Below are 26280 nucleotides of genomic sequence, written 5' to 3'. Positions count from 1 at the left end.
CGAGGCGCGCTGTACGGTTCGATGGTGGGGAACGTCGTAGCGGCCATGGTCCGGGATGTCGCCGTGCTCGGCGAGTGCTCGCGCGCCCCGTCACGTGTCGTTAGTGCCCGGCAGTGCCTGACACGCAAAATGTGTGGAGGCGGCACGAACCACCACCAGGCGGCACCGCGCGACACTAAAAGATCTTGCTTCTAATCCGATTGTTGGAGACTGGAATTCTGCAGGGCGTGCTGTGATCATGGTCTTGACCTGCGAGAGCGGGGGATTGGATGCGTTCTGGGGATTCTTATCCAGCGGCTGTGCGCTCCGTGTGTGCTCGGATGCACCAGCCCTGCACAAGCCATGATCCAATTCGCTGCCCCGTACTCTGCGGCGAGGGCGGCGGCGCCGTAGTCGCCGTGGGAAGACGGTCGGTGCGGGGCCGAGTGCTTAATCCGATTGTCGGCCTTGCAACCAGGCATGATCAAACGGGAACAGAGGCTGGCGGAAACCGAGAAACCCTGGGCCGAACGGGCGGGTGGGACTCGAATCCAGGTCCCGCCGGCGCCCTCCAAGGGGTCGCACCCGATCATGTCGTCCACGCCGGTAGCCTGTCCAAGAGCCTGGCCCCCGGGCTGCGGCTCGGCTGGCTGGTCGTCCCTCCGGCGCTACGCGACGAGCCCGGCCGACGATCCGTGCAGTCTCGTAGGGCGTCAGTGGAGGACGCGGTGGAGGGCGTCGGCGAGCTGAGCCCCAGGGTCGGCCGCAGCGCCCTCGGTGCGCCAGGCCACGTAGCCGTCCGGACGGACCAGGATCGCGGCGGCGTCGCCGTAGCGCTCCCGCCAGGCGTTCTCGAGGTCGATCAGGTCCGCGCCGACGCGGTACGCGCGCAGGCCCTCGACCTTGTCCGCTGCTCTCGCCCAGGCCTCGCCGCTTGCGGGCCCGCACAGCAGGACGAAGGAGTCGTGGAACAGGTCGTGCACGCCGATCCGACGCCCGTCCAGGTCGAGCCATAGGTGCGGGGCTCGGACCCCGGGCTGAGCGGGCTGCTCCACGGTGTCGCCGAACACCGTCTCGTGCTCCGCCCCGAGCGTCGCCGTGGACCGGTATCGCTGGCCCAGGATGCACAGGATCGCGTCCATCGGATCATGCTCGGGAGGGGAGCTCAGCCTAGCCGCCTGGCTGCGTACGGTCAGGTCGGCCAGTTCCAGCGCGACGGGACGACGCTCGGCCTCGTAGGTGTCGAGCAGTGCGTCGGAGGCTCGGCCCGCGAGCACGGCGGCGAGCTTCCACACCAGGTTGTGCGCGTCCTGCACCGCGGAGTTCGCGCCCATGGCGCCTGCGGGCGGCCACACGTGGGCGGCGTCGCCGATGAGGAACACACGGCTGTCGCGGAACCGGCCGGCGACGCCCACCGACTCCGTCCACGCCGCCTTGCTGACGATCTCCACCGGCACGTCGCGCCCGATGAGGGCTTTGGCTGCGGCGGCGCAGCGCTCGTCGGAGAAATCGGCGGGCGACTCCTCGGCGGGGTCGTAGCTCAGGGCCACACCCCAGTGATTCGGCAGGGCATGGGAAATGAACCCGCCTGAGGCTGCGGTGCCGGGGCCGCCGATGATCCAGAACAGTGCTTGCTTGGTGATGATGTCGGACAGATCGGCGCGGATGACGAAGGAGATGTTGTCGCGCAGGCGACGGAAGCCGCCGCGGGGGATACCGAGCCGTTCCCTGATCGTGCCGCTGTAGCCGTCGGCGGCGATCACGTAGCGGGCTCTGAACGTGTGCCGCTCTCCGGTGGCGCGGTCCTCCGCTTCTACCGTGACGCCGTCGGCGTCGGGGGCGATGGCGGTGCACTGGGTGTTGAACAGGAGCTCAGCGCCGCGGTCGCGAGCGGCCGCAGCCAGGATCGGCTCGACCGAGCTCTGGTCGGCCATGCAGAACTCGGCCGCTGTCAGCTCGGGCAGCGCCCTGGGGAAATGCTCGGTGATGATCCACTGCCACTCGTCCGCGAGCGTGGTGCAGCGGGCCACGCCGCCTTCGGTCAAAGCCGTACGGGCGGTTCGGGCCGGAGGTCACTGAAAAGACATCCCATGGCGAGTTGGCGGAGCGCGGTGTGGTGCTGTCGGCGGTTCCCTTCGCGGGCAGGGTGGCGCTACATCGCCGCCGGTGGTGTCGTGGTGCTGACCACCAAGGCCCGCATGGCCGCGATCAGCGATGGGGCGCTGCCCACTCAGGTCGGCGTCATGATCCACGTGCCTTCCAGGAGGAACCCGCTGCCTGACGGTTCGGCCGACGACACATCCATGGGAACCGTGCTTGCTCGGTGCACGCTCACGACGTGCAACGGTCAGAACCGGGCTGGTTTCCCCGGACCGCGAGCATTCCGTCACTTCTGTCCTGCGCGCTGTCGCCGGTCGGGCCACGCCTGCGACCCGTTCGCCTGACTTCGCATCCGCTGGACTGGAATTCCCTTTGGAGGTAAGACCGATCAGGTGGCGAAAAGCTCCACCAGAATGGCGGCGCGCGGCGTGCGTTCCACGTAGATCTCCCGTCCCTGCCGCCGGCGCACGATGAGCCCGGCGGACTCCAGCCGGTCGCAGTGGTAGGTCACCGTGTTGGGCGCGTACTGGAGGCCCCGGGCCAGCGCGCCCATGGTCATGGGCCGCTTCAGACTGAGCAAGATGTCCGAGCGCACGGCCCCCGTGACGAACGCGAGGCCGTCGCCGTCGTGCCGCCCGGCCGCCGCGGAGGCGCGACCATCGGCCAGGCCGGGCAGGGGGTAGCCGGCCCACACGGCGTCCGGGCCGTCCAGGCGAGTTATGAACGCGTTGGGGCCGGCGAGCATCGGCATCAGCACCAGCCCGCGCGACTCGATCGCGAACCTTTCGGGCTCGAAATCGGGGAAGCTGAGCGTACCCTGATCAAAGCGGCAATCCGTGTGCAGGTCGTCGAGCACGACGTGCAGCGATCTTCGCGCGGCGGCCACCGCCACCCGCTCGACCTCACGATCCATCAATGGCCGATATCGCTTCCACACGGGGTTCATCGCCGACCAGACACTCTCCAGGAGCGTGGCGTACTCGTGAAGCCAGCGTTTCGGGTCGTCCACCGCGCCCTGCCAGTGTGGCGCCGGGCGGCCGTGGGTGATCATCTCCAGCTCTGTCAGCAAGGTCTCCGCCGACAGGTCGCGCAGCATCGCCACCTGCGTCGGTACATCCAGGTCCTTGGTGTAATCCCCCGGCAGCACCACATCGGGCAGCACGCTGAACCCGGGCGCGGCCAACGACCTCACCACCATGGTCCGCTGTGCTCTGGCAGCCGATCGCACGAGTCGTCTCCAGCGCTCCGGAGCGCCCCTGGATCGGCCTGACAGCGCATCGGTGATCAACGCCAGCATCGACAGGGCAGGTGACAAGGTCACCGACACGGGCACTCGATCAAGCCGCCCGATCACCAAGCTCGTCCGCATCCCACACCTCACAACGATCGCGTTCGTCGCATGGAGTACGTCGAAGACACATGCGTGCCCAGGACGTGTTCGAGTAGTTCAGATATCCGGCGTGGCGCACCGGCCCATCGCCGTCGCCGGACCCTGGCGGGATCCGGCCTCGACCGCATCGTCCAGCCCTGGACGAGGTCGCGGATCTCGTGGCAGATGGCCCCGCTGCCGGTCAGAGCCCAGCCCGGAGGGCGCAGCGCACGGGAACCTGGGTGACCGTCTCAGCGGCGCCGCCCGGCCAGGCCACGTGCACTCGTCCTCCTTGCCTTCTTCACCCGACGGATTTCCAGAAGTCGCAGCGGTGCTCGCGGGCGAGGTCGGTGTTCTTGATGCCCTCCTGGCCGGGGGCGAGCGCCAGCACCTGTCCGTCGGCCGGCCGGTACTTCGCCCAGCCGGGATCGCCGGAGTGGGCGAAGCGGGTCCAGTAGCCGATCATCTGGTCCGATAGTTGCCGCTGTTCCGGGGAGAGGGCGTGGCCCGCGTACGCGCCGGAGAACAGGTACTGGAGTTCGCCGGCGTGATAGGCGCCGGTGGGATAGTCCTGCGGCGGCGCCTCCTTGAACCACGGCGCGCCGCGGTCGGCGAACTCGTAGGCGTAGGTCGGCACGTGCCGGCTGAGCAGGTCGTTCGTCTCGGCGGCGGGGCAGGCCCAGGCCCAGTCGGTCAGTGTGCCGGCCATCGCCCAGCTCGTCGAGCCCCGGTAGTCGCTCAGTGGGTAGCGGCGGATCACTTTGGCGGTCTGCTTCTCGTTCAGCCCGAGGAACGTGCCGAGCACCGCCGGGTAGTCCTTGGCGGTGAGCGGTCCCGCCTCGGCGTCGAAGCCGACCTGGAAGGTGACGTGCTCGTCACGGGTGATGCCGTGCATGACGGGAACCCGGGCGAACTGTCCGGATTTCAGCCGGCGTACCGGATCGTCCGGCAGTACGCCGCCACCGCCGTAGGCCGGGGCGAGCCCGTGCGGGCCGACCGCTTTCAGCAGCGCGGGCACCGGCTTGGCGCGCAGGCAGGCGGCCGCGGTGCGCGGGTCGCCGCACCCGGCCGCGGTGGCGATCTCGATGGCCTGCCTCTGCGCCTGCGCCCGCGGCTTGGGCCGCCAGGTCTCCGCCTGCGGGCCCGCCGGGCCCGCGGCCCAGGGCCAGCGCAGGGTGCACGGGCCGCTCATCATGATGACGCGGTCGAAGAGTCCGCGTGAGCTGGGCGCCGTCAGGTGTGCGCAGCTGGACATTCCGCCCGCCGACTCACCGAAGATCGTTATGTTGTTCGGGTCGCCGCCGAATCCGGCCGCGTTCGCCCGTACCCATCGCAGGACGGCCTGCTGGTCCTCGATGCCGAAGTTGCCCGATCCGTGTCGTGCCGCGCCGCCGTTGAGCGCGGGGTGCGCCAGGAAGCCGAGCGCGCCCAGCCGGTAGTTGAACGTCACCACGATGACCTCGCCCTGGGTGGCCAGTCGTTGCGCGCCGTAGATGGCTCCGGAGCCGCCCAGGAAACCACCGCCGTGGATCCACACCATGACCGGCAGCCTTCCGGTGATGTGCCGGGGGGTGGTCACATTGAGGTACAGGCAGTCCTCGATGACGCTCGGCTTGTCGCCGATGAAATCCTGGTCCTGAGGGCAGGACGGGCCCGGCCGCGTCGCCTCGCGTACACCCGTCCATGGAGCGGCCGGGCGGGGCGATCCCCACCTCAGGGCGCCCACAGGCGGGGCCGCGTACGGAATGCCCTGGAACAGCCGATGGTCGGCCTTGAGCGTGCCGCGGACCTGCCCTGCTTCGGTACGGACCACCGCCGGGTCGCTCGCGGCCATCGCGGGGGCGGCGGTCGCGGTGAGAGCGACGGCGAGCGCGGACGCCAGAAATCGGAGAATTTTCATGAAGATGCCTCATTTTGGGGTGATGGGTTCACAGGGGTTGGTCAGCCTGCCGGGGAGCTGATCACGTCCATGGGGCCGCGGCGCATGGCCAGCCGTGCCGAGGCCAGCGTGACCGGTGCCACGATCAGGACGACCGCGGCGATCACCGCGAGCAGCACCCAGACCGGGCCCGTCGGCAGGATCGATCCCACGGCGACGGCCATGGGAAGGACGGTGAAGGCCGCGATCACCACGCCCAGGACGATGCTGATCGTCGCGACGAGGGCGCCCTCGATGAGCAGCATCCGCCGTACCTGACGGCGGGTCGCGCCGGCCAGGCGCTGCACGGCGAATTCCCGGCGCCTGGCCAGCACCGACACCGCCAGTGTGTTGACGGCGGCGAGCGCGGCGTAGGCGATGGCCAGCGCGGCGAGCAGGTAGCTGATCCAGGCCTGCACGCCCAGTTGTGCGGAGAACATCGCCGACAGCCCGTCCTGGTCGCCGACGTCGATGCCGGGCCGGGCGCGTGTCGCGCGTTCGAGCGTGGCGGCCAGCGCGTCCGGGTTCGAGGCGGCGCGTACGAGGATCGCCGAAGGCAGCCCCGCCGTCGTGTGCGGAGCGAGCAGCGCGGCGGGCAGCACCACCGCTCCGTAGCCGGCCGGGCTGTCGAGCAGGGCGACGACCTTCACCTCGGAGGCCGCGCCGTCCCCGAGCCGCAGCGTGATCCGATCGCCCAGCTTGATCCCGAGATCGTCCGCCTGCGTCGCGGGCAGGGCGGCGGTGTCACCGCTCAGGTCGCGCAGGGATCCCGAGACCACCGGGGCCGTCAGGAACTCCGCGGCGTCGATGCCCAGCAACGTGCCGGGATCGCTGCCGCGAGAGTCGTAAGGCTTCTCGATCCAGCCCCTGCTCGACACCAGAGCGGAGGCGCCCGCGACCCCCGGCGTCGTGCGGACGTCGGCCAGGAGGCCGGCCGATACGCCGCCGATCTGGGAGGTGATCACGGCGTCCGTCTGGAACTGCCCGGCCTGACTGCGTACGGCGGCGTCGTCGTGCGTCGTCTGCGCGTAGACGTTGCTCAGCGCGATGGCCGTGGCCAGCGTCAGGGGTGTCAGCACGGAGGAGAACTGGACGGCTCTGGAGCGGGTGTTGATGACCGCGAGCATGCCGCCCGTACCCCTGACGGACACCTTGGCGACGATCCGGTTGAGGAGCTCCGGGCCGATCAGGCCGACGGCGACGCCCCCGGTGAGCACCGCCGGGCCGCCCACCGCCGACGCGGTCTCCGGATCCATGAACATCGTCGTGCTCGCCAGGACAACGGTGACTCCGCCCAGGACGAGGGCGAGCAGCCTGCGGGTCGGCCCGACCGTCACCGGTGGGATCGCGGCCTCGGCCAGCGCCTGGATGGGCCGGACCCGGGCGGCCGACAGCGCCGTGATGCCCGCGGCCAGCCAGGGCACCGCCACGGCGACGAGGACTCCGGCGGCGAACGCGATGACGCTCGGGTGGAACCGCAGCTCCGGGGGCACGAGACCGCGCTGCGCGCTGAGGGAGAAGAGCTGTCGCCCGAGCAGCCAGCCCGGCAGGAGCCCGGCGAGGGCTGCGAGCACGGACACGGTCATCGTTTCGCCCACCACCATGCGATGGACCTGTCCCGCGGTGGCGCCACTGGCTCTGAGCAGTGCGAGCTCTCGCAGGCGGACGCGTACGGTCAGGCTGATCGTCGCCGACACCACCAGGGCCATGACCACGATGACCAGGCCGCCGAAAATGCTCGACAGCAGGATCAGGGGGAGCCGGCTCGCGGCGATACCGATGAACTCTGCCATGCCCCGGTCGTTCCCGGTGAGGATCGTCAGGCCGGCGGGAAGCCGCCGCGCCAGTTCGGCGGCGGAGACGCCCGGCGCGGAGATCACGCCGATCGCGTCGGCCTTGCCGGGGTCCGGGGAGAACCGCTGCACGTCAGGGGTGGAGAAGAACAGCGCGGGCGCGTCGACCTGGCGGGATGCCCGCGCGACACCGGCCACGGTGAAGGACCGCGCCTGCCCGCCGACCACGATGTCGACCTTGTCGCCGGGCCGCTTGCCCGCGCTTTCGGCCAGCGTGGCGTCGAGCACCACCTGACCGCTTGTTCGCGGCTCCTCGCCACCGCTCAGCACGTACGGCGTAAGCGCGGCGGACTCCCAGCCATGCCCCGACAGAGGATGGCCCAGCAGCCGCTCGCCCGCGACGACGGCGGCCGGGAACGACACGTCCGGGATCGCCCGGCCGACGCCGGGAACCTGGGCGACCTTGGCGGCCAGTCCCGCGTCGACGCGCGGCCGTTCGGCGTACGGGACCGTCTCCGACTCCTCGTCCGGCAGGTGGAATCCCGCCGATCCCGTGATGACGACGGCGGCCCCGCCCAACCGCTGCGGTGGCGCGTCGAGCCGGATGGCCGACTCGAAGAGGGCGGCACAGGCGATGAGGATCGAGCAGCCCAGCAGCACGGCCGCGAAGGTCGCGAGAGAGGTCGCCGCACGCGAGCGCAGGCTCGCCAGCGAGAGCCGGATCATCGCTGTCCCCGGGACGCGCTGTTGCCCGCCAGGGATCCGAGGTGGGCCAGACGCTCGGCCACTTCCGCGGCCGTGGGCGTGGCGATCTCGGCGACGAATCGGCCGTCGAGGAGGAAGACGACGTTGTCGGCGTAGGAGGCGGCGACCGGGTCGTGGGTCACCATCACGATCGTCTGCCCCTTGTCGGCGAGGTCACGGATCAGCGTGAGCACCTCGGCCGCCGTGTGGCTGTCGAGCGCGCCCGTCGGTTCGTCGGCGAAGAGCACCGACGCGTCGCTCGCCAGCGCCCGGGCGATGGCGACCCGTTGCTGCTGTCCCCCGGACAGCTCGCCGGGGCGGTGCGTGGCGCGCTCTTCGAGGCCCACCCGGCGGATGACCTCCGACACACGGGCCGGGTCGGACCGGCGCCCGGCAAGTAACGCGGGCAGCATGACGTTCTCGCGCACGGTGAGAGCGGGCATGAGGTTGAACGCCTGGAAGACGAAGGCGACGTGGTCGCGGCGAAGAAGCGTCAGGTCGTTCTCGCTCATTCCCGCCAGCGACCGGCCGACCAGGCTGACCGTGCCGGAGGTGGGCTCGTCGAGGCCGGCGGCGCAGTGCAACAGCGTGCTCTTGCCCGAACCGGACGGCCCCATGACCGCGGTGAAGCTGCCCGCCGGGAAGGCGATGGACAACCCGGCCAGCGCCGTCACCGCGGCAGGGCCGCTCCCGTAGGACTTGCGCACCTCATGAAGCTGAATCGGCGTCGTCATCGCAGGTCCCCTGCCACCCATGCCCGGTACTGCCCCTCGGCGAGCGACCACAGCACGCCCACCACCGCGCCGCCGACCACGACGGTCCACAGCCACCACAGCTCGGCGAACCCGCCGCCGAACAGGACGATCATCAGCCAGACGGCGATCTGCACGAGGCACGCCCCCAGCCACACGAGCGTGACCACGCTCAGTAGCCGCGGCAGCGTCGTCGCCTCCGCCCCGGGCAGGCCGGTCAGGGCCACCCGCAGGTCCGCGCGCGTCTTGGCGGTGGCCAGCCGCGCGCGCCGCTCCTCCGCCTGTCCTTCGGTGATCTTCCCGCCGAACTTCGCCCGGTCGATCCAGCCGTCCGCCGCCCGCCGCTCCGCCTGGGTCACAGGCGTCCGCTCCGGGCTGAGCAGGCGCCTCAGCAACATCCCCGCGTTTTCCGAGCCACTCACTTGTAGCCTCCCCGTAGTGATCAACATGAATTAGTGTAAGGCACGAACAGTTTCGATGTCGATAGGGTGATGTTCTGTGGCTGACGACAAGGAACGGGCGGACCTGCCGCCCGGCATCGCACTGGCGTGGGGGCTCACATCGGCCACGCGACGACGCGGCCCCAAACCGGCCCATAGCGTGGAACGGATCGTCGAGGTCGCGATCGAGGTCTCCGACGAGGAAGGCTTCGCCGGGCTGTCGATGCCCAAGATCGCCGCACGCCTCGGCATCACCGCCAACGCCCTCTACCGCTATGTCCGCTCCAAGGAGGAACTGCTCGTCCTGCTCGCCGAAGCCGGCTGGGGCCCGCCCCCGGAATCAGTACGGCAGGCCACGACCTGGCGGGCCGCCGCAACCGGATGGACGCGCGCCATGATCGACCGCTTTCGGATCCATCCGTGGCTGCTGGACCTGCCCGTCCAGACAGCTCCCATGACGCCCCATCTGGTCGACTGGCTAGAGGTCTTCATGGAGGGGATGACCGACTCCGGCCTGAACGACCAGGACACGCTCGGCTGCGCGGTGCTCCTCGACGGGTACGCGCGCAGCATCGCACGCCTGGCCCACACCTTCGGCAATTCCGAGGGGTCGGCGGCGATGGCGGCGGCGATCGGCTTCCTGCGCCCGCTCCTAAGAGAGCGCGGCTTCCCGAGGGCGGCCGCGCTGATGGCCGACACCTCGTACGTGGAGGACGAACTGCCCCCGAGCGACGTCGAGTTCGGGCTGGAACGAATCCTGGCCGGCATCGAGGCCCTGATCGCCGAGCGGAGCGACGCCCTCAGCGGCTGACCTGCGACGAAACGGCACATGAGCCGGCCACCCTGCCGCTACCGCATCGGCCATGCGCGGCCACCGCCCGCGCATGGCCGCTCCCGGCACAGGACGTCGTCCCATCCTCACGGCCCCGGTAGACCGTGACCGGGCGGACTCGCGACGGTGTACCGGCATTTCCGAGCGAAGACGGCGTAATCCGCCGCGAGCCCGGTGTCGTCGAGGGTGAGGTGACACGGCGACAGCCCTCTGGTGTCCGACCCTCTCCCTGAACGGTCAGGGGCGTCTTTGTGCTCAGAGCAGGGCCTCGGCGGTGATGGGCAGTTCACGGACGCGGCGGCCGGTGGCGTGGAAGACCGCGTTGGCGATGGCCGGCGCCGCGCCGATTGCCACGAGCTCTCCCAGGCCTTTGACGCCGATGGGGTCGGCGTTGCGGTCGTCGCCGTCGAGGTAGATCGCCCGCAGGCTGGGAACGTCGGCGTTGACGGGAACGAGGTAGTCGGCGAGGTTGGCGTTGACGATGCGGCCGTCGCGGTGGTCGGTGACCGTGTGTTCCAGCAGGGCCTGGCCGATACCGCCGACCATGCCGCCCAGGGCTTGGCTGTCGGCGAGTTCGGGGTTGATGATGCGGCCCACGTCGTAGACGCCGAGCATCCGCCGTACCCGTACCAGACCCAGTCGGGCGTCGACGGCGACCTCGGCGAACGTCGCGCTGTAGGCGTACAGGGAGAACCGTTCCGGCCCTGTGGGCGGGGTGAAGGATCCGAGTGTCCGGAGGTGGGTGCGTTCGTTGCGGGTCAGGAGTTGCTGGTAGGTCTCGCCGCGTGCGGGGTCGTCGTGGACCTGTAGCCGGCCTGCGCGGACCACGACGGCGCCGGGGTCGATGCCGTGCAGTGGCGATTCCGCATCCTTGACGGCGAGTTCGATGGCTTGCCGCCTTAGCTTGTCGCAGCCGTCCTGGACGGCCGATCCGACGCTGGCCATGGTCCAGGAGCCGCCGTGCGGCGGGGCCGGTGGCATGAGGGAGTCGCCGAGGCGGAACGTCACGTCGCGCATCGTCAGGCCGAGGGCGTCGGCGGCGAGCTGGGTCTGGGAGGTGTAGGTGCCCGGGCCCATGTCACTGGCCGCGGACTGGATCAGCGCGGTGCCGTCGGCGTTCAGCCTGACCGACGCCTGGGCCTCGTTGCGGGCGGTGTTGTAGACGCCGGCGGCCATGCCGGTGCCGATCAGCCAGTCGCCGTCATAGGTGGCGCGCGGCTTGGGGTTGCGCCGGTTCCAGCCGAATTCGCGGGCGCCGACGGCGTAACATTCGCGCAGCTTGCGGGTGGAGAACGGTAGCCCGCTGGACTCGTCGGTGTCGGGCTCGTTGCGCAGCCGCAACTCGATCGGGTCGATGCCCAGTTGGTGGGCGAGTTCGTCCATCGCCGACTCGATGACGTAGGAGGCGGTGGTGTATCCGGGGCCGCGCATGTACAGCGGGGTGTTCACGTCCAGTGGCACTGTCCGGTATGTCTGGCGGACGTTGGGCAGGCTGTACAGCATCTGCCCGGGGGTGAGGACGGACTCCATGAACGTCTCGTAGCTCGACGTTTCGGCGCGTACGTCGTGAATCATCGCGCTCAGGCGCCCGCGCCGGTCGCTGCCCAGGCGCACCGCGTACTCGTAGGCGGGCCTGAAGCCCGTCCCGAAGTACATCTGCCTGCGTGTCAGGGCGAGTTTGACCGGGCGCCCGGTCTGGCGAGCGGCCAGGGCCGCGATGATGACGTGTGGCCAGGTCCGCAGCGCGCTGCCGAACCCGCCGCCGACGAATGGTGAGATGACGCGCACCGACTCCATCGCCAGGCCGAACACCGTGGCGAGTTCCATCTGCGTGCCGTACACCCATTGGGTCTTGTCCCAGACGGTCAGTTGGTCGCCGTCCCAGCGGGCGATGGTGGCGTGCGGCTCCATCGCGTTGTGGTGGTTGCGGGCGGTCCGGTAGGTCATCTCCATGTGCACGGCGGCGGATTCCAGCGCTTTGTCCGCGTCGCCGCGGGCGTAGGTCTGGGGCTCGCCGGCCGGCGCGTCGGCCATGTCGGTGGAGGGCTGCCGGGCGTCGTAGGTCACCGTCACCAGGTCGGCGGCGTGCTGGGCGGCCTCCAACGTGGTGGCCACCACGACGGCGACCGGCTGCCCGTGGAAGAGGACCTTGTCGTCCTGGAAGACATGCAGTCGCTCGCCCGGCGGGTTGAGCGAAAGCGTGTTGGGCTGGTAGGGCAGCGCGGGGGCGTTGAGATGGCTGATCACCTTCAGCACGCCGGGCTGGGCGAGCGCCGCGCGGGTGTCGATGCCGGTCATGCGGCCTCGGCCGATGCCGCTGTCGACGACGACCGCGTGCACGGCTGTGTCGCCGGTGTGGTCGCCGGTGTGGTCGAGGGCGTACAGCGCCTTGCCGGTGACCTTCAGGCGGCCGTCCACCCGGGAGAGGGGCGCCCCGACGGCTTCCTGCGGCTGCGGACTCACGGGGTACCTCCTACGATGCGCAGTTGACGTTCGACGGTGCGTTTGAGGAGCTCGATCTTGAAGCGGTTGTGCTCCAGGGGGCGGGCTCCGTGCGCCGCTCGTTCCGCGGCCTGTGTCCACAGCGCCTGCGAGGGACGTTCGCCGATGAGGTGCCGCTCCACCGCGGGCAGCCTCCACGGCACGGTGCCCACGCCGCCGGCGGCGACCTTCGCCTCGTGGATCACACCGCCGCGCAGGTGCAGGGCGACGGCCGCGGAGGTGAGAGCGAACTCATACGACTGCCGGTCGCGTACCTTGAGGTAGCCCGACTTCAGCGGACGCGGATGGGCAGGAATCTCCACCGAAGTGATCAACTCGCCCTGCCGCAGGGCCTGTTCACGGTTCGGAGTGCTGCCCGGCCGCAGCAGGAAGTCCGCGAAGGCGACGCTGCGTGCCCCGTCCGAGCCGAGCAGGTGCACCCTCGCCTCCAGCGCCGCGAAGGCCACGGCGACGTCGGAGGGGTGCGTGGCCACGCACTGGTCGGAGGTGCCCAGGATCGCGTGGGCGCGGTTGAAACCTTGTGAGGCGGCGCACCCGGAGCCGGGCTCTCGCTTGTTGCAGGCCGCGGTCACGTCGCGGAAGTAGGTGCACCGGGTGCGCTGCATGATGTTGCCGCCGATGGTGGCCATGTTGCGCAACTGGGCGGACGCGCTCAGTTCCAGTGCCTGGGAGATGACCGGGTAGAGGGCGCGCACCTGGGGGTGGGCGGCGGCCTCGGCCATCCGCACCAGCGCACCGATGCGCAGGCCCCCGCGCTCGGTGACGGTGACCTCGTGCAGCGGCAGCGCGCTGATGTCGACCAGCGTCTGGGGGCGTTCGACGGTCTCGCGCATCAGGTCGACCAGGGTGGTGCCGCCGGCGATGTAGCGGCCGCCGCGCCGGCCGGCCTCGAGTGCGCCTTGGGTGTCGCAGACTTTGGTGAAGTCGAAGGGATACATGGTGGCCCCGGCCTCATTTCCCCTGGGCGCTCTGCTCGATGGCGCGCACGATCTTCGCGTAGCAGCCGCAGCGGCACAGGTTGCCGCTCATCCACTCGCGGATCTCCTCGGCGGAGCCGGTGTGCCCTTCCTCGATACAGCCGACGCCGGACATGATCTGCCCAGGCGTACAGAACCCGCACTGCAAGGCGTCCTGCTCGACGAACGCCCGCTGCAGCGGATGCAGCTCACCGTCCTCGCCCCCTGGGGCGAGCCCCTCGATGGTGGTGACCTCGGCGCCCTCCAGGCGCACGGCGAGCGTTAGGCAGGAGTTGACCCGCCGCCCGTCGACCAGGACGGTGCAGGCCCCGCAGGCACCGGCGTTACAGCCCTTCTTGGTGCCGGTCAGGCCGAACTGTTCGCGCAGCAGATCCAGCAGCGAGGTCCGGTTGTCGACCTCGATGTTCTCGAGTACGCCGTTGACCTTCAGCGCGATCCTGCTGGTGGGCCCCGCCTGGGTGCGGCCGGGAATGCGGGGCTCGCCGACCCGAACGCGAGAATACCCGCGGTCACGGTCTCCGTCGCCGCCATGAACGTTGTGTCGAGGCAACGGCCCATCAAGGTGGTGTGTGTCGTCAGTGGACATGTGGGTCTCCCTTCTTGGCATAGGCCGGTGCCCCGGATGTTGTTCGCTCGGTCGAGGTGTCACGCCTCGTTGCGGGCTGGTGTGAACGTGTTGAGCATTGCCGCGAGCTCTGTGGGGCGGCTGAGGGCGGGGCAGTGGCCGCTCGCGATCTCGTCGGGGGTGATGCCGAGTCGCTCACGTACGAGTCGGCGCTGGAATGCCGCGGGGAACAGCCGGTCCTCGGTGCAGAGGATGTATCGCGTCGGCGTGGTCGGATAGGTGTCGAGGGGCCAGGGCTCGTAGTAGGCGGAGTCGGAGGGCGGGGGCGGTTCCCTTCTCGACACCTGGTCGGCCAGGTGCTTGGGCACGTCGTGGAAGTAGCCGACGTATGGGTCGGAGGAGCCGGTGAGGCCACCGTCTTTGGCGGCCTGGATTCGAACAGCCTCCGGGTGTCCGGTGTTGCTCCACCAGTCGGCCGGTGATTCGCCGGGCCGGGGGATCATGGCGGTGACGTAGATGAGCCCGGCGGTGGGGAGACGTTCGGCGACCAGGGGTGCGGTGAACCCGCCGAACGAATGGGCGACAACGAAAAGCTCATCCTGTGTGTCGATGGTGTTGACGACGGTGTCGGCGTAGTCGTTCAGGGTCGCCGTATCGTCGCCGGTCCACAGGGTGGGGGCGACAGTGGTGTGTCCGAGGGATCGGAGTTCGGCTTCTACGAGGTGCCAAAACCAGCCTCCGCCGACGCCGGCGCCGTGGATGAGCGCGAATGTACTGATGGCTCGTTGCCTCTCTTGCCGCGGTGAGGGTGATGGACGCCATTCCCGGCCATGCGTCACGTACGGCGATGCCGCTGTCTTGTGGCTCGCCGGGCTGGGCCGGGCAGGGCTTGTTCAGTGCGGGGTGGAGGGCTCTGGGCCTCGTCACCTCGCCTGCCATCAGGGTTCGGGACGCCCGGGTTGTTCGGCGAGGAACATGGGCTTCAGCCTTCTTCGGTGTGCTCGACGATTGCCGCGATGGCCAGGTCCCAGAGTTCGCGTGGCGGTTGTTGATGCCCGGCGCCGGGGAGGGGGACCAGCCGCGCGCCGGGGATCTCGGCGGCGAGGGCTTGGCCATGCTCGAAGGGGAACATCGGGTCGGTGGTGCCGTGCAGGACCAGGGTGGGGGCGGTGATCTGGTCGAGCCGGAAGCCGGCCGGGGTGTCGTAGTCGAGGACGAAGTGGTTGGTCATCGAGGCGGCCATGTCCCGGGTTCGATCGACCTCCTGGGCGGCGAGCCGTCGGTAGTGCGGCTCGTCGAACCCGAGGCTTCCCGCGTACGGCCGTTCGGCCTCGACCCGATAGACCACCACTGCGTCGCGGTCGGTCCAGTCGGGCCCGGGTTCGGGGTCGGTGAACGTGGCCATCACCTGTGGACTCGGCGGTGGGAGCTTACGATCGTGCTCGGCCGGGACGGCGGGGCTGGTTGAGGCCAGGCACAAGGTGATCACCCGTTCGGGGTGTTCGAGGGCGATGCGCTGGGCGATGTCGCCTCCCTTCGACAGCCCGACCAGGTGTGCGCGACGCACTCCCAGGGCGTCCAGGATTCGCAGCGGGTCGGTGGTCAGATCGTGGGCGGTGTACGACGGCCGCCCGGGCGGTGAGCTGGCCGACCGGCCGGTGTCGCGGTGGTCGTAACGCACGACGTGGCGACCCGCCTCGGCGAGCCGGGTACAGAACCCCTCTTCCCACCAGACCATCGACTGTGCTCCGCCGGCGATCAACAACACGGTGGCATCGGCTGGGTCGCCGAACGTCTCGTAGCACAGGTCTATCCCGTCGATGGTGATCATCTGCTCGGTCATGGTGCGTTCCTCTTGGTCGTGGCGGGCCGGGTGCCGGTGGGCCGGCCGCTGTCGGTGCGGTGGGCGGTGATCAGCCATGCGCGTGAGTCGAAGACGACCCCCGCCCCGCTGGTGTGGTGGGTCTGGAGGGTGTGCCGCAGTCGTGCCCGGGCCTGGGCGGCATCGGGCGGCCTCATGCTTGCAAGGGCGTTCTGGACGTTCTGGAAGGCGTGCACGTGTTCGAAAGCTGAGGCACTGTCAGGGCCGAAGACCATGGGTTCGTGGACGTCGCCGAAGGTGATGTCGTGAAAGCCGGAGCGGCCGAGGATGGCCGAGGTGGCCGACTTGTCGGCGAGAGTGAACGGATCGAGCGTCGCGGGGGGCCTGGATTCTTGTGCGGAGGTTCCGAGGGCCGCGTAAAGGGCCGATGCCCACTCGTTGCGCTCCCGGCTCTGCCAGACGAGCATCACCAGGCGTGCGTCAGTGCGCAGCGCCCGTGCGATGTTGGTGAACGCCGCGAGGGGATCGGGGAAGAACATCGTTCCGAAGCGGCTGATGGCGAGGTCGTAGTGCGCGTTGGGGAAGGCGTACACCTGGGCGTCGCCGTGCCGGTAGGTCACGTTGTCGAGATGTGCGGATGCAGTGAGTGCGCGGGCACGCCGCAGCATCGCGGCGGAGAGGTCGATGCCGAGCACGGCCCCGGGCGCGGCGATCCGGGCGGCCTCGCGGGTCGTTTGCCCGGTGCCGCAACCGATGTCGAGTACCCGGTCGCCGGCGTGGACACCTGTGGCGGCGCGCAGCCGTGTGTTGTGCGCGCGAAGTTCGGCGTCGTAGGCGTCCGCCGGGTCCGGCCCGTCTCTACGCTGCGCCGCCAGGGCGTCGCGTTCAGGTTCGGTCATGGTCCCTTCCTGATGAGTTCAGGCCAGGTGCGATCTGGTCCGCCGTCGCAAGTGGTGCCTTGTGGGGTCGGATCCGGTGCGCGGCCAGCGGGATCCCGATTGACATCACCGCGGCCAGGACGAGCAGGCCACTGAAGCCCCAGAGCGCCATGAGCGGCCCCGCCGCCGCGGCCGCGGCCGCGGCCATGACTGTCATGGCGGTGTCGGCGCCGCCTTGCACGCGGGTGTCACCCATTGAGCATGCGGCGATGTGCGATGAGGCCGCCACGGTGCACACCGACCAGCCGAGGCCGACCAGGAAGAGGCCCAGTCCATGCGTGAACGGGCTCTGCCCGAACCAGCCGGCCAGCACCACGAGTGAGACCAGCAGCACGGCCCCTCCCGTGACCAATGCCGTTGGCACTCCGGCTCTGTCGGACAGGATGCCGGACAGGGGGGCGAACGCGTACATTCCGAGGAAGTGGGCTGAGAGGGCAGCGCCGATGGCGGTATGGGCTGCGCCTTGGTGGTGCATTTCCAGCGGCGTCATGACCATGACGGCCACCATGGTGGCGTTGGCGAGCATCAGTGCTGCGATAGCCGGGCCGACCGGGGAGGCATGAGGCTGAGGTCGCACACGGTGGCGTTCGGCTTGGTGGCCGGCCGGCCGTCCCAAAGTTCGGGCGACGATCAGCGGGTCGGGTCGAAGCAGGCTGAAGATCACCAGTGCCGCGATGAGCGCACCGGTCATGTCGACCAGCAGCGGACCAGCCAGCGGGTGCAGGCCGAGCCAGGTGGACACGGCCTGGGCCGGGCCGACCATCAGAGGCCCCAGCACCGCACCCACCGTGGCGACCCACACCACCATCGACAGCGTGGTGGCGTGGCGGTCCTCCGGGGCGAGGTCGGTGGCCGCGTATCGGCAACTGTTCGTTGACGCCGATGACGCACCGAGCGCGCCCATGCCGACAATCAGGAGAGCGAAGCTCTCGGTGGTCGCGGCCACGACACACATACCTGCGCCGATGGCGCCGATCAGGTAGCCGGCAGCCAGTCCGCCGCGCCTGCCCCTCCTGTTCATCAATATGGCCAGCAGGTAGGAGGCCGCCCCAGCACCCAGGATCAGGGCCGCCTGAGCCAGGCCGGCCGCGCCGGAGGAGCCGGCCAACTCGGCCGCCAATATCCCGCTCACGGCGAAGGTGAGCGCGACCGCGACGCTGCCGACGACCTGGCTCACCATGAGGAGGATCAGTGTTCTCCTCCGCACCCTTCGAACGTCGAACGGGAGTGTCATGACGATGACCTTTCGGGGCAGGTGGAGCGCTGGTCCGTGTGGGTGCTCAAGTGGGCCCGGACGCGGACTACGCGGCTCAGTGGCCGCGGCGGGCACGACCGGGCCGCCATGGGATGGCCAAGGCTGTGCCGGCCTCAATAACTGGGTGTCATTGGCCGGCGTGGCCGTTGGAGAACGACACGGGCTATCCGCTACACCCGCCCTGAGACGGACTGCCTGCCGTGATTACTGCTCTTTGCCACGCTGCATGATGTCTTCCTCCTTTCTTCGCCTGCCAGATGTGTGATGCCTTCGGGGGTGAGGCGTTCTGGTGCGGTCGATCCCCATGGCGACGGCGATGCGACGGCCGAATGCCAATTCCCTGTCGGCTGCGGACCCAAATGGCCTGCCTGTGGTCGGGCCGCACATCAATAACGAGCTGACAATTCGGAGATGTTAGCACGGCCGTGAGTCCGCGGGCGGCTGCCAATTGTTCGGTGTTTCTTGAAATATTTGCCCGGCTCTTTGGCGTCAGATAATCTGGGTTTCCGTATGGCGCGCGGAGAAAAAAGGAAGTTATCTGTGCTTCGGTATTCGCGATGCGCAAGTTCTCGCGTCGCGCCCGCCGTGGTCCTGCGGTGCGGCAATTGCGCGAAGGACCACCGGGCCCCACCCGGCCGACCGCGGGCACCGGGGCCGGACGGGTCGACGCAGCGGGGGAGAACGAATGGCCAAGGGTGCCGGACGGGCGCTTCCTGACGTCGCGGCCATCGAAGAGGCGGCTGTCCGGCTGGGTGGGCTCCCCGACCACGAGTTGGCAGGGCGCACCGCGGCGCTCCGCCGACGGGCGACTTCTGGCGAGAGCCTCGATGAGCTGTTGCCGGAGGCGTACGCGTTGGTGTCGGAGGCGAGCGCGCGGACGGAGCTGGGTCGGCGCTGTTCGCCCGCGGAGCTGCGGGCGGCGATCGCGATGCACCACGGCGCGGTGGCGGAACTGGCCGATCGCACCACCTGGGCGCCGGCGGTGACGCTGACCGTGTGCCTTGGCGCATTGGAAGGCCGTGGCGAACACCTGATGACCAGCGACGCCTCACCCCACACGGCCGAGGTGTGCCTGCTGCTGGGACTGACCGTCGGGCACCTCGTCGAGCGTATGGACGACAGGGAACGCCGCCGGGCGTACGCGGCTGACGTGACGGTCGGACACGTCGATTGGTTCGGCGCTGACCATATGAGAGACGATCTGGGCGCCGGCCAGGGGCAGTGGGTGAGACGCGGGACGCGCCGGGCGGTGGTGACCGACGCCGACCACGTCCTGCTCGATCGGCCGTTCATCAAGCATCTGGCCCTCCAGTCCGGCGGCGAGATCGTGGCGGCGCTGAACCTGCGCGGCTATCTGCGGCTGTACGACCACCTCGCGGGTGTGAGCGCGACTGCGGCCGGCGGAGCCGCCGAATTCGCCCACCTGTACGGCCTGGAGGTGGAGCCGATCGCCGAGGATCGGGCGGTGACCCGGCTCGACCACGGCATCATGGTCTTCGGCACCGCCGACGGGCATGGCCACCCCGCAGACCATCGGCCGGCACGCCCATCCGAAAGCCAAGCCCGAACAACCCGCGGCCGCTGCGCCGGAACCCGGCGCCGGGATCGACTACCTGCGCCTGCTCGACGATCAGCAGACCGCCACTCTGGCCACCCGGATCAACTACACCGCGCTGACCAGCAAGGACACCGGCCGGCATGGTGAAGACGAACAATCCGCGTCCACGCACGGTGCGGTTCTGGCCGGAGAGGAGCAGTCGTGACCGACCGCCTGCAAGGCTTCTTCGGCTTCACCAAGATCCCGTTCGGCCGTGACCTGGCACCCGGCATGATGCACCGGCATGCCACTCACGGCGAGGCCACCGCCCGCATCACCTGGTGCGTCGCCGAACGCGCCCTGGGGGTGGTCACCGGTGAGGTCGGCGTCGGCAAAACGGTGGCCACCCGGGCCGCGATCGCCTCGCTCGACCCGGCACATCCCGATCTATATCGGCAACCCTGATGTCGGCGTCCGCGGTATTCACACCGCCATCGTCACCGCTCTGGGCGGCGTCCCCAAGCCACCCAAGGCCACGTTGATCCCGCAGGCCAACGATGCGCTGGCCACCGAGCCGGCCGTACGCGGCCGCACTCCGGTGCTCATTCTGGACGAGGCGCACCTTCTGGGGCACGACCAGCTGGAGTCGGTCCGCATGCTGACCAACCATGAGATGGAATCCTCCAGCCCGTTCGCCTGCCTGCTCATCGGGCAGCCGACCCTGCGCCGCAAGATCAAGCTCGGTGTCCTGGCGGCGCTGGATCAGCGCATCGCGGTCCGCTACCACATGAACGGCATGGCCCGCCAGGAGACCGTCGACTACCTCCGTCACCACCTCGCCCTGGCCGGCCGCACCGACCCTCTCTTCACTGAAGACGCCGCCAATCTGATCCACATCGCCAGCCGCGGCTATCCCCGGACCATCAATAACCTAGCCATTCAGGCTCTGCTGGCCGCCTTCATCGTCGACAAGACCATCGTCGACGAAACCGCCGCACGCGCGGCCGTCAACGAAGTCATCACTGCGGAGTGAAAGGTCGCGGACCGACGCTCGGGAGTATCTCTGAACTTCAACGCATGTCGCGTGATCACAGCCAGATCATCTCGCAATCGGTCCCTGGTGCTTGACCTCAAGCCGAGTTGAGGTTGGATGCTTCACCCATGCGAGCGATCATGGCGACCCGGTTCGGCGCCCCTCATGTTCTAGAACTGTAAGCGGGCCGGGTCCAGGGGCGACTCGCCCTCTCCGATCATGGAGCCTGACCATGGCAGCCCAGATCACCACTTGTCCTCTGAACTGCAGAAACCGTCCCAGTGGTTCAGTCAAGAAGAAAACGCATCCTGCTTGCCGACTGATCAGGGTCCGATCACGAAATATGTGCCTGATCCAGTAGTCGCCCATCGTCGACACCGATGCTCCGAGTTTCGGTTGATTCCTTGGTCATTCGTCGTCCGGGCCGACCGCCACACAGCGGATCAAGCATCAGACGGCAGGGCTGATCGACCTGTCACATCCAACGTATTGGCGGCCGATGTGGAAGGCAAAGTTGGCCTGCATGACCATCTCGCAGATCCTTTCCACCGTCCAAATATGGTGTGCTATATGGCCCACGTACTGTCTTGCGGCTTTAGCCGGCGCGTCTCCTTCTACGGCCAGGGTCAGGGCCGCTATCTCAACCTTTAGCGCGTCTAGCGTGCCAGTTCCTATATCGCTGATGGCGTACCTGTGTATGAAACCGAATAGTCTGTCCAGAAGATCGGAGGCTGCGTCGCCTGCTGTCCCCATCCTATCGATGATGGTGCGGAAAACCAGGCACGGCACGATCTCACCCTGCTTGGCCCTGCTGGACGAAGCGGAGGCGATCGCCAGTCTTTCGCAGGCATATTTGCCTGGCGTTACCGGTGTGCCTTTCATGCGCATTTCTTCGTCCCAGTACGCCTCGAATGGAGCAGGCTTGAAATGCAGGCCACGCACCGAGTTGCGCCCGATCAGCGCCATTTCCACAAAGGGGTGACGCAAATTTGCTATCTCCCATATCGGCAGGTCCGCCGTCACGACGGATCCGCTCGTCAGATCATCGCCTTGGAACATGTGGTCTTGAACAGCGCATAGTCTCCCATAGACCTGGGCCAGGCGCTCAGCATCCAAATATCCCCCTGCCATTTGTGGCATGCTCGATCCAAGTTCGGTCGAGCACAGCAGATCTCGTCCGACATCTATGACATCTGTGCCCGGGCCCGTCATCGCGAGATCCCACATCATCTGACGATCGTGACCGCTGTTTTCTCTTTCCTGGACACAATAGCCGAGAATGCCCGAATCGCAGAGCTGCTGATGGAGAAACTCTTCGCGATTCTGCTGAAGCATCAACTGTACCGTCTCGCCTCCCAATCTCGCTTCCTGTATGGCTATCTCCAGATCCGCTTTGTAAGCCGTGTACAGTGAGTTTATTGCTGTCGCGATGGCGCGCTCTGCCGATGGCGGATGCTGCAAACTTTCGTGCATTGCCAGCCACCACGCTTCATACCACTCCCGCCCTTTCACGGATCCCGTCATTTGTGCAAAGCCGTGCTCGTAGAAGAAGAACGAGTCCTGAACTGCATTCAGGTCAGCGGTACAGTTGTCGGCGCCGGCCACCAACCATTGAGTCGCGGTTGTTCCGCAGGCCACATTGGGCGCCCTATAGATATTGCGCAACATGAACCGGTCCGCTATCTCCGTCCACGGGCCGGCCGGAATATGCGTGCCGTCGCGCTTTTCCATAGCGAGCCTGCCAGAGGTCGTCAATTCCTTCGCCATCCGAGCAGCTGACGTATCGCACTGCCCGACGGCCACCTGCGCCAGGCCGGATTCTTTGAGGCTCAGGGAACCCGCCGGGTGGACCAGCCTTTTTCCCAAAGCCTTTTCGAGCCGGTTGCATGCCGCCGTCACCCACTCTGCGACTCCTTTCAGAACGGTGTTGCCGCGCACCGCCTCTGTGATTGCGGTCTTCATGGCAGGCGTCAACGGGCTCAGGGGGAAGACATCGCCGTATGGCATGCTCAGGCGCGGGCACGTTCCCTGCGGGCCGGTACGACCACCAGCGGCAGCTCTGCCTCCACCGACATTTTTCGCCATAGCCTGTTCGTTGCCCGCAGCCCATCCACTGAGAAAGTCGAAAACGAGACGCGCATGCGTCGCTTGTTCATATGCGTCAGTTTCTCGACCTACTTTGAATGGTTCGGGAATTTTTGCCTCAATGAGTCGTAGGCGCTTAACGGATATTCTCGGCTCGTGCTCACAAGGGCTACTGCCGTCGTGCCGCTGCGGGGCGATCGTCACCTCGCCGTGAGGCGACCGCTGTGCCTGGCACGTTCTCCAGTCGCTCCCCGCCACGGCAGCGGCGCAGCGAGGCATTCCCCGTTCGGCCAGCCATTCTGCCAGGCTTCCTTTTCCTGCTGTGAAGCCTGTAGCCGGTATGGTGCCGTACTCTCCGCCCACACAATCGCAAGACTCGGTCAGGCGATCATCCCCAGTCCTGTGCTTTGATACGCGGCATAGCATTTTTTCGTCGTCGGCGAGTTTGGGCGAGTTCACCATCGGGTTCATTGGTCTCGTCCTTCCGTTTGTGAGCGCTTTGGAAGCTTCCCCCGAGGTCGGTGCTTTTGACCAGCTTCAACTAGCGCAGGCCGTGGCGCCTCGTAGTAGTCGCGTCAAGCGCATGGAGCCGCGTTCGGCCGTAACCGAGCCACCAGTCCGCTATCCCTTTGATTCATGACGCCGCTACTCACGGCGATCCGCCATTCCGGCGATAGCGCCATCCCGCACTCGATCCGTGGGAGCGTCCAACGGTATGTGATCGCGTCTGAGCATTGATTCCTTCGGACCACGCTATGAAGGTCTATGCCGCTTCGAGGGCATCCGTTCCACATGTTGGAACATGGGCGACACTTCCCATATCCATGTGATGGAGGTGTATCGGGATAATGGCCGAGCAGAGCAGCGGGTGGCGAGAATCACTGATCATGGTTCTTGCCTGGCTGACATCGAAAGAGACGCTGAGCGGGACGACCTGTGAAGACGCACCGGCGGTTTCATCGTCGTTCCAGGCTCGCCCTTCCGAAGCGAGTCCGGAGGGCCCGATTGCCCGTCAGAGCGATCAAGCCGCTGACCAGGCTGAAGGCTCCCTGCCGCTATTGACCGCTCAACTGTTTCCCGACGCTGTACAACAGCATGCCGGTCGACCTCGACCGACTCCGGGCGGAGATCGACTCCGTACGGCCAGTCCGGGCAGGCCTTCCTCCATGCCTTCTACGCGCTGCGCCTTTGGCGAGCCGCGAAGCCTGCGGCTTGCCGACATCGTCGACAGCCAGTCTCCAGATCGGCGACCGGTGGTCCCCTTGGATTGCCGCCCATTCCAGGCAGGTGGAGCCGATGCCGGGGCGGGCTCGGCTGGTCGGTTTGGATGCCGGGCCAGCGCTCGGCCCCAAACTCGCCGACGAACTCCACGACGTCTTGGAGGCGGCCGCGGCACCAGGCCCTTCAGTTAAGGCTGAGGTAGCGGTGTCAAGGGCTGGCCGGGATCATGTTGATGCTGTGATGGTGGCCTTGTAGGTGGTCCGGTCGATGGCGGGTCCGCGGGCGTTGTATGTGGAGATCGCGCGTTTGACGATGCGGTCTTTGGTGCGGACTCGCCGGGCGGGCAGGAGATGGTCAGGACGTGGCGGCCGATGGTGCCGATCAGGTCGATGTCGGTGCCGGTGATGACGCCGGCGGCCGGGATGAGCTGGTCGTGGGCGGCGGCCAGGGCGGTGGTGAAGCCGGGCCGGTCGGGGTCGGTGCCCGGGACGCTGTCGGTGGCGTCGGTCATCGCGGTCCGCAGGACCTGGTAGGCGGTCGGCAGGGCTCAGACCTCCTGTTCGATGCCATCCGGGGTGCGTGAGCGCAGGACGTGCCCGTTCAGGATGGTGGACTTCAGCTCCGCGTAGGTGGTCTCGATCTTCCAGCGCTCGTGGTAGAGCCGGATGAGGTCGCTGCGGGGGGTGGCGGGAGGCGTCGGTGAGGGTGGTCAGCAGCCGGTAGTGGCCTCTCCGGGCGCCCGCCGTGGTGCGGATGGTGATCTCGGCGTCGATGACGCGGACGGTCAGTGCCGCTCCATGATCGAGTTCATTCGCTGCACCCGGATACCAGGGAGCCACCGTCTTGATGCCGGCTTCGGCGAGGATCTTATCCATGAGCGGCGGGAACTTCTCATCCCGATCTCGGATCAGACAGCGCGCTCGGCTGTGGGCTCGAAAACTCGATCCATGCGGTGACCTGCGGCTCTTGGGCGTCGTTATTCGAGCAGTCGCTCAGAATAGCTTGAGCGGTCGCTCAAATCGAAACGTCGGGATTTCAGTGCTGCTGCGAATCTGCAGGGTAGATACGTGACTGAATATTCGAGCTTCGCACCGTACGGCCGGTTCGAGCTCGACATGAACAGCCGTCTCGATCTTGGCCTCGCCACGCCCATCCCCGGCCAGCGGACGGAGGAACCGCAACCCGCAGCCGCCGGGTGAAGCGCCGACGACGCGGCGGAGTGGTTGAAGCCGGCTGCCGTGGCTTCGACCACACCAGGGCTCCGGCTATGGCGGGGCCGACGCCGAGCCAGCTGCCGGCGTCGATGGTCGGCCGCTGCGGACCAGGCGGTGTCGATTCAGAACCGGGAGCTTTTCAGGCTCCGTGCGGTGAGTTGGATGAGCGTTGGTTTTCTCGCAGGGGAGCCTCCCAGGTGGCGGTGATGTCGCGGGCGACATCATGGAGGAGGTCGATGAGCATGTCTGCGAGTGGTGTGAGGCTGGCGTCGGTTTTGGTCACGGCGTAGAGCTGGCGGTAGGGCCTGGGGTGGGCCAGTTCGCGATGGGTGGTGCCAGGCGCATGGGTCAGGGCCAGACGCGAGACCAGGGCCACTGCGATGCCTGTGCCGACGAGGGCCTGGGCGACGTCGTAGGACTCGGTCTCGAACCGCACGGTGGGAGTGAAGCCGGCCTCGCGGGCAGCGTCGTGGAACTGTTCGCGGGCGGCATGGCCGGCCAGGATGGAAACCCATGATTCGTCGCGCAGTTGTTCCAGGTGAAGTTCGGTGTCCGCGGGCTGCCCGGTGGCCAGTGGGTGGTCATCGGGGAGAACCACGACCATCGGGTCCAACAGGAGCGAGTGGGCCCGTAGGTGTGGGGGCGGCGCGAGCGGTGTGCCCCAGGACGCGACGATGGCGAGGTCTAGGCGCCCCGCGCTGATCTCGTCCGCTCCGCGTCCGGACACCACGTCTACGACCGAGACGTCGGCGTCCGGATGGCGGTGCCGCAGGGCCGTCAGGGCCGGTGGCAGCAGGTGCAGGGCAGCCGCCTGGAACGTCCCGATCCGCAGGCGGAGCGAGAGGTGACCGAGCAGTGCGGCCAGTTCCGCCTCGGCCCTGTCCGATGCCTCCTCCACGGTTCGACCGTGGGAGGCCAGCAGCGCACCGGCCGCGGTGAGCGTTGCTCCGCGAGGACCACGGATGACCAGGGGCACCTGCCAGTCGCGCTCGGCCTTGGCCACCTGCTGGGTGACCGCCGCGGGCGTGAGTTGGAGTGCGTGAGCCGCCGCCGTCAGGGAGCCGTGCCGCTCGATCAACGCGAGAAGCCGCAGCTGTCCCGGATCCACCACCATTCACTAATCTTAACGCTGCTCCCTTCTCTTTTAATTTCTCTTACGAGTACGGGAGTGGAAGGCTGGTGGGACACCCATCGGCCGCAATCC

At 68.1% G+C, this 26280-nt stretch carries 21 protein-coding genes and 1 pseudogene; 6 read left to right on the top strand and 16 right to left on the bottom strand.

Translation table 11 applies throughout. From position 1 onward, the window contains the following. Positions 1-692: 692 nt before the first annotated feature. From C4V41_RS31205 to C4V41_RS31180, 6 genes are all read right to left on the bottom strand, one after another. Positions 693-2009 (bottom strand): FAD-dependent monooxygenase, encoded by a 1317-nt coding sequence (locus C4V41_RS31205; RefSeq protein ID WP_235030473.1) that lies wholly within the window; start codon positions 2007-2009, stop codon positions 693-695. A 458-nt stretch (positions 2010-2467) separates the two neighbouring features. Continuing rightward, on the bottom strand, positions 2468-3271 hold the full coding sequence (locus C4V41_RS31200) for a winged helix-turn-helix domain-containing protein (RefSeq protein WP_160150460.1): 804 nt from the start codon (positions 3269-3271) through the stop codon (positions 2468-2470). 478 nt (positions 3272-3749) lie between these two features. Then, on the bottom strand, positions 3750-5348 hold the full coding sequence (locus C4V41_RS31195; RefSeq protein ID WP_200824343.1) for a carboxylesterase/lipase family protein: 1599 nt from the start codon (positions 5346-5348) through the stop codon (positions 3750-3752). Positions 5349-5389: 41 nt separating this feature from the next. Next, on the bottom strand, positions 5390-7885 hold the full coding sequence (locus tag C4V41_RS31190) for an FtsX-like permease family protein (protein WP_103959532.1): 2496 nt from the start codon (positions 7883-7885) through the stop codon (positions 5390-5392). Next, positions 7882-8637, bottom strand: a complete 756-nt coding sequence (locus tag C4V41_RS31185; protein WP_103959531.1) for an ABC transporter ATP-binding protein — start codon at positions 8635-8637, stop codon at positions 7882-7884. Before C4V41_RS31185 ends, C4V41_RS31190 begins: the two co-directional genes overlap by 4 nt. Further along, positions 8634-9077 carry a DUF1707 domain-containing protein gene (locus C4V41_RS31180; RefSeq protein ID WP_146103849.1) on the bottom strand — a complete coding sequence of 148 codons (444 nt, stop codon included), beginning with the start codon at positions 9075-9077 and terminating at the stop codon, positions 8634-8636. The genes C4V41_RS31185 and C4V41_RS31180 overlap by 4 nt, the downstream gene beginning before the upstream one ends. A 76-nt stretch (positions 9078-9153) precedes the next feature. On the opposite strand from C4V41_RS31180, the gene C4V41_RS31175 reads away from it, so the two are divergent. Beyond that, positions 9154-9906 (top strand): TetR/AcrR family transcriptional regulator, encoded by a 753-nt coding sequence (locus C4V41_RS31175; RefSeq protein ID WP_103959529.1) that lies wholly within the window; start codon positions 9154-9156, stop codon positions 9904-9906. A gap of 276 nt (positions 9907-10182) precedes the next feature. Here C4V41_RS31175 and C4V41_RS31170 read toward each other — a convergent pair whose 3' ends face one another. The 7 genes from C4V41_RS31170 to C4V41_RS31140 form a co-directional block, all read right to left on the bottom strand. Then, on the bottom strand, positions 10183-12390 hold the full coding sequence (locus C4V41_RS31170; protein WP_103959528.1) for a xanthine dehydrogenase family protein molybdopterin-binding subunit: 2208 nt from the start codon (positions 12388-12390) through the stop codon (positions 10183-10185). After that, positions 12387-13367: an FAD binding domain-containing protein gene (locus C4V41_RS31165; protein WP_103959527.1), complete on the bottom strand. Its 981-nt coding sequence runs from the start codon at positions 13365-13367 to the stop codon at positions 12387-12389. Before C4V41_RS31165 ends, C4V41_RS31170 begins: the two co-directional genes overlap by 4 nt. 13 nt (positions 13368-13380) lie before the next feature. Beyond that, positions 13381-13992 (bottom strand): (2Fe-2S)-binding protein, encoded by a 612-nt coding sequence (locus tag C4V41_RS31160; RefSeq protein WP_103959526.1) that lies wholly within the window; start codon positions 13990-13992, stop codon positions 13381-13383. A 59-nt stretch (positions 13993-14051) separates the two neighbouring features. Then, a complete protein-coding gene (locus C4V41_RS31155; RefSeq protein WP_235030472.1) occupies positions 14052-14810 on the bottom strand; it encodes an alpha/beta hydrolase in 759 nt (252 codons plus the stop codon). Positions 14811-14953: 143 nt separating this feature from the next. After that, positions 14954-15814: an alpha/beta fold hydrolase gene (locus C4V41_RS31150; protein ID WP_103959525.1), complete on the bottom strand. Its 861-nt coding sequence runs from the start codon at positions 15812-15814 to the stop codon at positions 14954-14956. Then, a complete protein-coding gene (locus C4V41_RS31145; RefSeq protein WP_103959524.1) occupies positions 15811-16692 on the bottom strand; it encodes a class I SAM-dependent methyltransferase in 882 nt (293 codons plus the stop codon). The genes C4V41_RS31150 and C4V41_RS31145 overlap by 4 nt, the downstream gene beginning before the upstream one ends. After that, positions 16679-17965: an MFS transporter gene (locus tag C4V41_RS31140; RefSeq protein ID WP_146103848.1), complete on the bottom strand. Its 1287-nt coding sequence runs from the start codon at positions 17963-17965 to the stop codon at positions 16679-16681. Before C4V41_RS31140 ends, C4V41_RS31145 begins: the two co-directional genes overlap by 14 nt. Positions 17966-18671: 706 nt before the next feature. Here C4V41_RS31140 and C4V41_RS31135 point away from each other — a divergent pair. The 3 genes from C4V41_RS31135 to C4V41_RS31130 are packed head-to-tail and all read left to right on the top strand — an operon-like array spanning position 18672 to position 20556. Continuing rightward, positions 18672-19691, top strand: coding sequence for a DEAD/DEAH box helicase family protein (locus tag C4V41_RS31135; RefSeq protein ID WP_103959522.1), 1020 nt, complete (start codon positions 18672-18674; stop codon positions 19689-19691). 54 nt (positions 19692-19745) lie between these two features. After that, complete coding sequence (locus C4V41_RS63235; RefSeq protein WP_200824342.1) at positions 19746-19988, top strand: hypothetical protein; 243 nt, start codon at positions 19746-19748, stop codon at positions 19986-19988. Then, positions 19900-20556 (top strand): ExeA family protein, encoded by a 657-nt coding sequence (locus C4V41_RS31130; protein WP_200824341.1) that lies wholly within the window; start codon positions 19900-19902, stop codon positions 20554-20556. The genes C4V41_RS63235 and C4V41_RS31130 overlap by 89 nt, the downstream gene beginning before the upstream one ends. 450 nt (positions 20557-21006) lie before the next feature. Here C4V41_RS31130 and C4V41_RS60915 read toward each other — a convergent pair whose 3' ends face one another. After that, the gene (locus C4V41_RS60915; protein ID WP_146103847.1) at positions 21007-23112 is read right to left on the bottom strand and encodes a hypothetical protein; all 2106 of its coding nucleotides are present in this window, start codon (positions 23110-23112) and stop codon (positions 21007-21009) included. A 1100-nt stretch (positions 23113-24212) separates the two neighbouring features. Between C4V41_RS60915 and C4V41_RS31120 the strand changes: the two genes are divergently transcribed. Beyond that, positions 24213-24395, top strand: coding sequence for a hypothetical protein (locus tag C4V41_RS31120; RefSeq protein WP_103959520.1), 183 nt, complete (start codon positions 24213-24215; stop codon positions 24393-24395). A gap of 14 nt (positions 24396-24409) precedes the next feature. On the opposite strand, the pseudogene C4V41_RS66195 reads toward C4V41_RS31120, so the two are convergent. Further along, positions 24410-24532, bottom strand: a pseudogene (locus C4V41_RS66195) (transposase); the annotation flags it as partial. Positions 24533-24929: 397 nt separating this feature from the next. On the opposite strand from C4V41_RS66195, the gene C4V41_RS65450 reads away from it, so the two are divergent. Continuing rightward, positions 24930-25061 carry a hypothetical protein gene (locus C4V41_RS65450; protein ID WP_268808694.1) on the top strand — a complete coding sequence of 44 codons (132 nt, stop codon included), beginning with the start codon at positions 24930-24932 and terminating at the stop codon, positions 25059-25061. A gap of 154 nt (positions 25062-25215) precedes the next feature. Here C4V41_RS65450 and C4V41_RS31110 read toward each other — a convergent pair whose 3' ends face one another. Next, entirely contained in the window at positions 25216-26190 is a 975-nt protein-coding gene (locus tag C4V41_RS31110) for a LysR family transcriptional regulator (protein ID WP_103959519.1), read from the bottom strand. Between the last annotated feature and the right edge of the window lie 90 nt (positions 26191-26280).

Source organism: Nonomuraea solani (assembly GCF_900108335.1).
Taxonomy (GTDB): Bacteria; Actinomycetota; Actinomycetes; order Streptosporangiales; family Streptosporangiaceae; genus Nonomuraea; species Nonomuraea solani.
Note: the sequence above shows the minus strand (reverse complement) of the source record. Positions and strands in the feature narration are given on the sequence as shown.

Bases quoted from the DNA above. Each gene is read 5' to 3' on its own strand.
- C4V41_RS31195 (WP_200824343.1), bottom strand. From the start codon at position 5,348: ATGAAAATTCTCCGATTTCTGGCGTCCGCGCTCGCCGTCGCTCTCACC.
- C4V41_RS31190 (WP_103959532.1), bottom strand. From the start codon at position 7,885: ATGATCCGGCTCTCGCTGGCGAGCCTGCGCTCGCGTGCGGCGACCTCT.
- C4V41_RS31185 (WP_103959531.1), bottom strand. From the start codon at position 8,637: ATGACGACGCCGATTCAGCTTCATGAGGTGCGCAAGTCCTACGGGAGC.
- C4V41_RS31165 (WP_103959527.1), bottom strand. From the start codon at position 13,367: ATGTATCCCTTCGACTTCACCAAAGTCTGCGACACCCAAGGCGCACTC.
- C4V41_RS31160 (WP_103959526.1), bottom strand. From the start codon at position 13,992: ATGTCCACTGACGACACACACCACCTTGATGGGCCGTTGCCTCGACAC.
- C4V41_RS31150 (WP_103959525.1), bottom strand. From the start codon at position 15,814: ATGACCGAGCAGATGATCACCATCGACGGGATAGACCTGTGCTACGAG.
- C4V41_RS31145 (WP_103959524.1), bottom strand. From the start codon at position 16,692: ATGACCGAACCTGAACGCGACGCCCTGGCGGCGCAGCGTAGAGACGGG.
- C4V41_RS31140 (WP_146103848.1), bottom strand. From the start codon at position 17,965: ATGACACTCCCGTTCGACGTTCGAAGGGTGCGGAGGAGAACACTGATC.
- C4V41_RS31135 (WP_103959522.1), top strand. From the start codon at position 18,672: ATGGCCAAGGGTGCCGGACGGGCGCTTCCTGACGTCGCGGCCATCGAA.
- C4V41_RS60915 (WP_146103847.1), bottom strand. From the start codon at position 23,112: ATGAACCCGATGGTGAACTCGCCCAAACTCGCCGACGACGAAAAAATG.
- C4V41_RS31120 (WP_103959520.1), top strand. From the start codon at position 24,213: ATGGTCAGGACGTGGCGGCCGATGGTGCCGATCAGGTCGATGTCGGTG.
- C4V41_RS31110 (WP_103959519.1), bottom strand. From the start codon at position 26,190: ATGGTGGTGGATCCGGGACAGCTGCGGCTTCTCGCGTTGATCGAGCGG.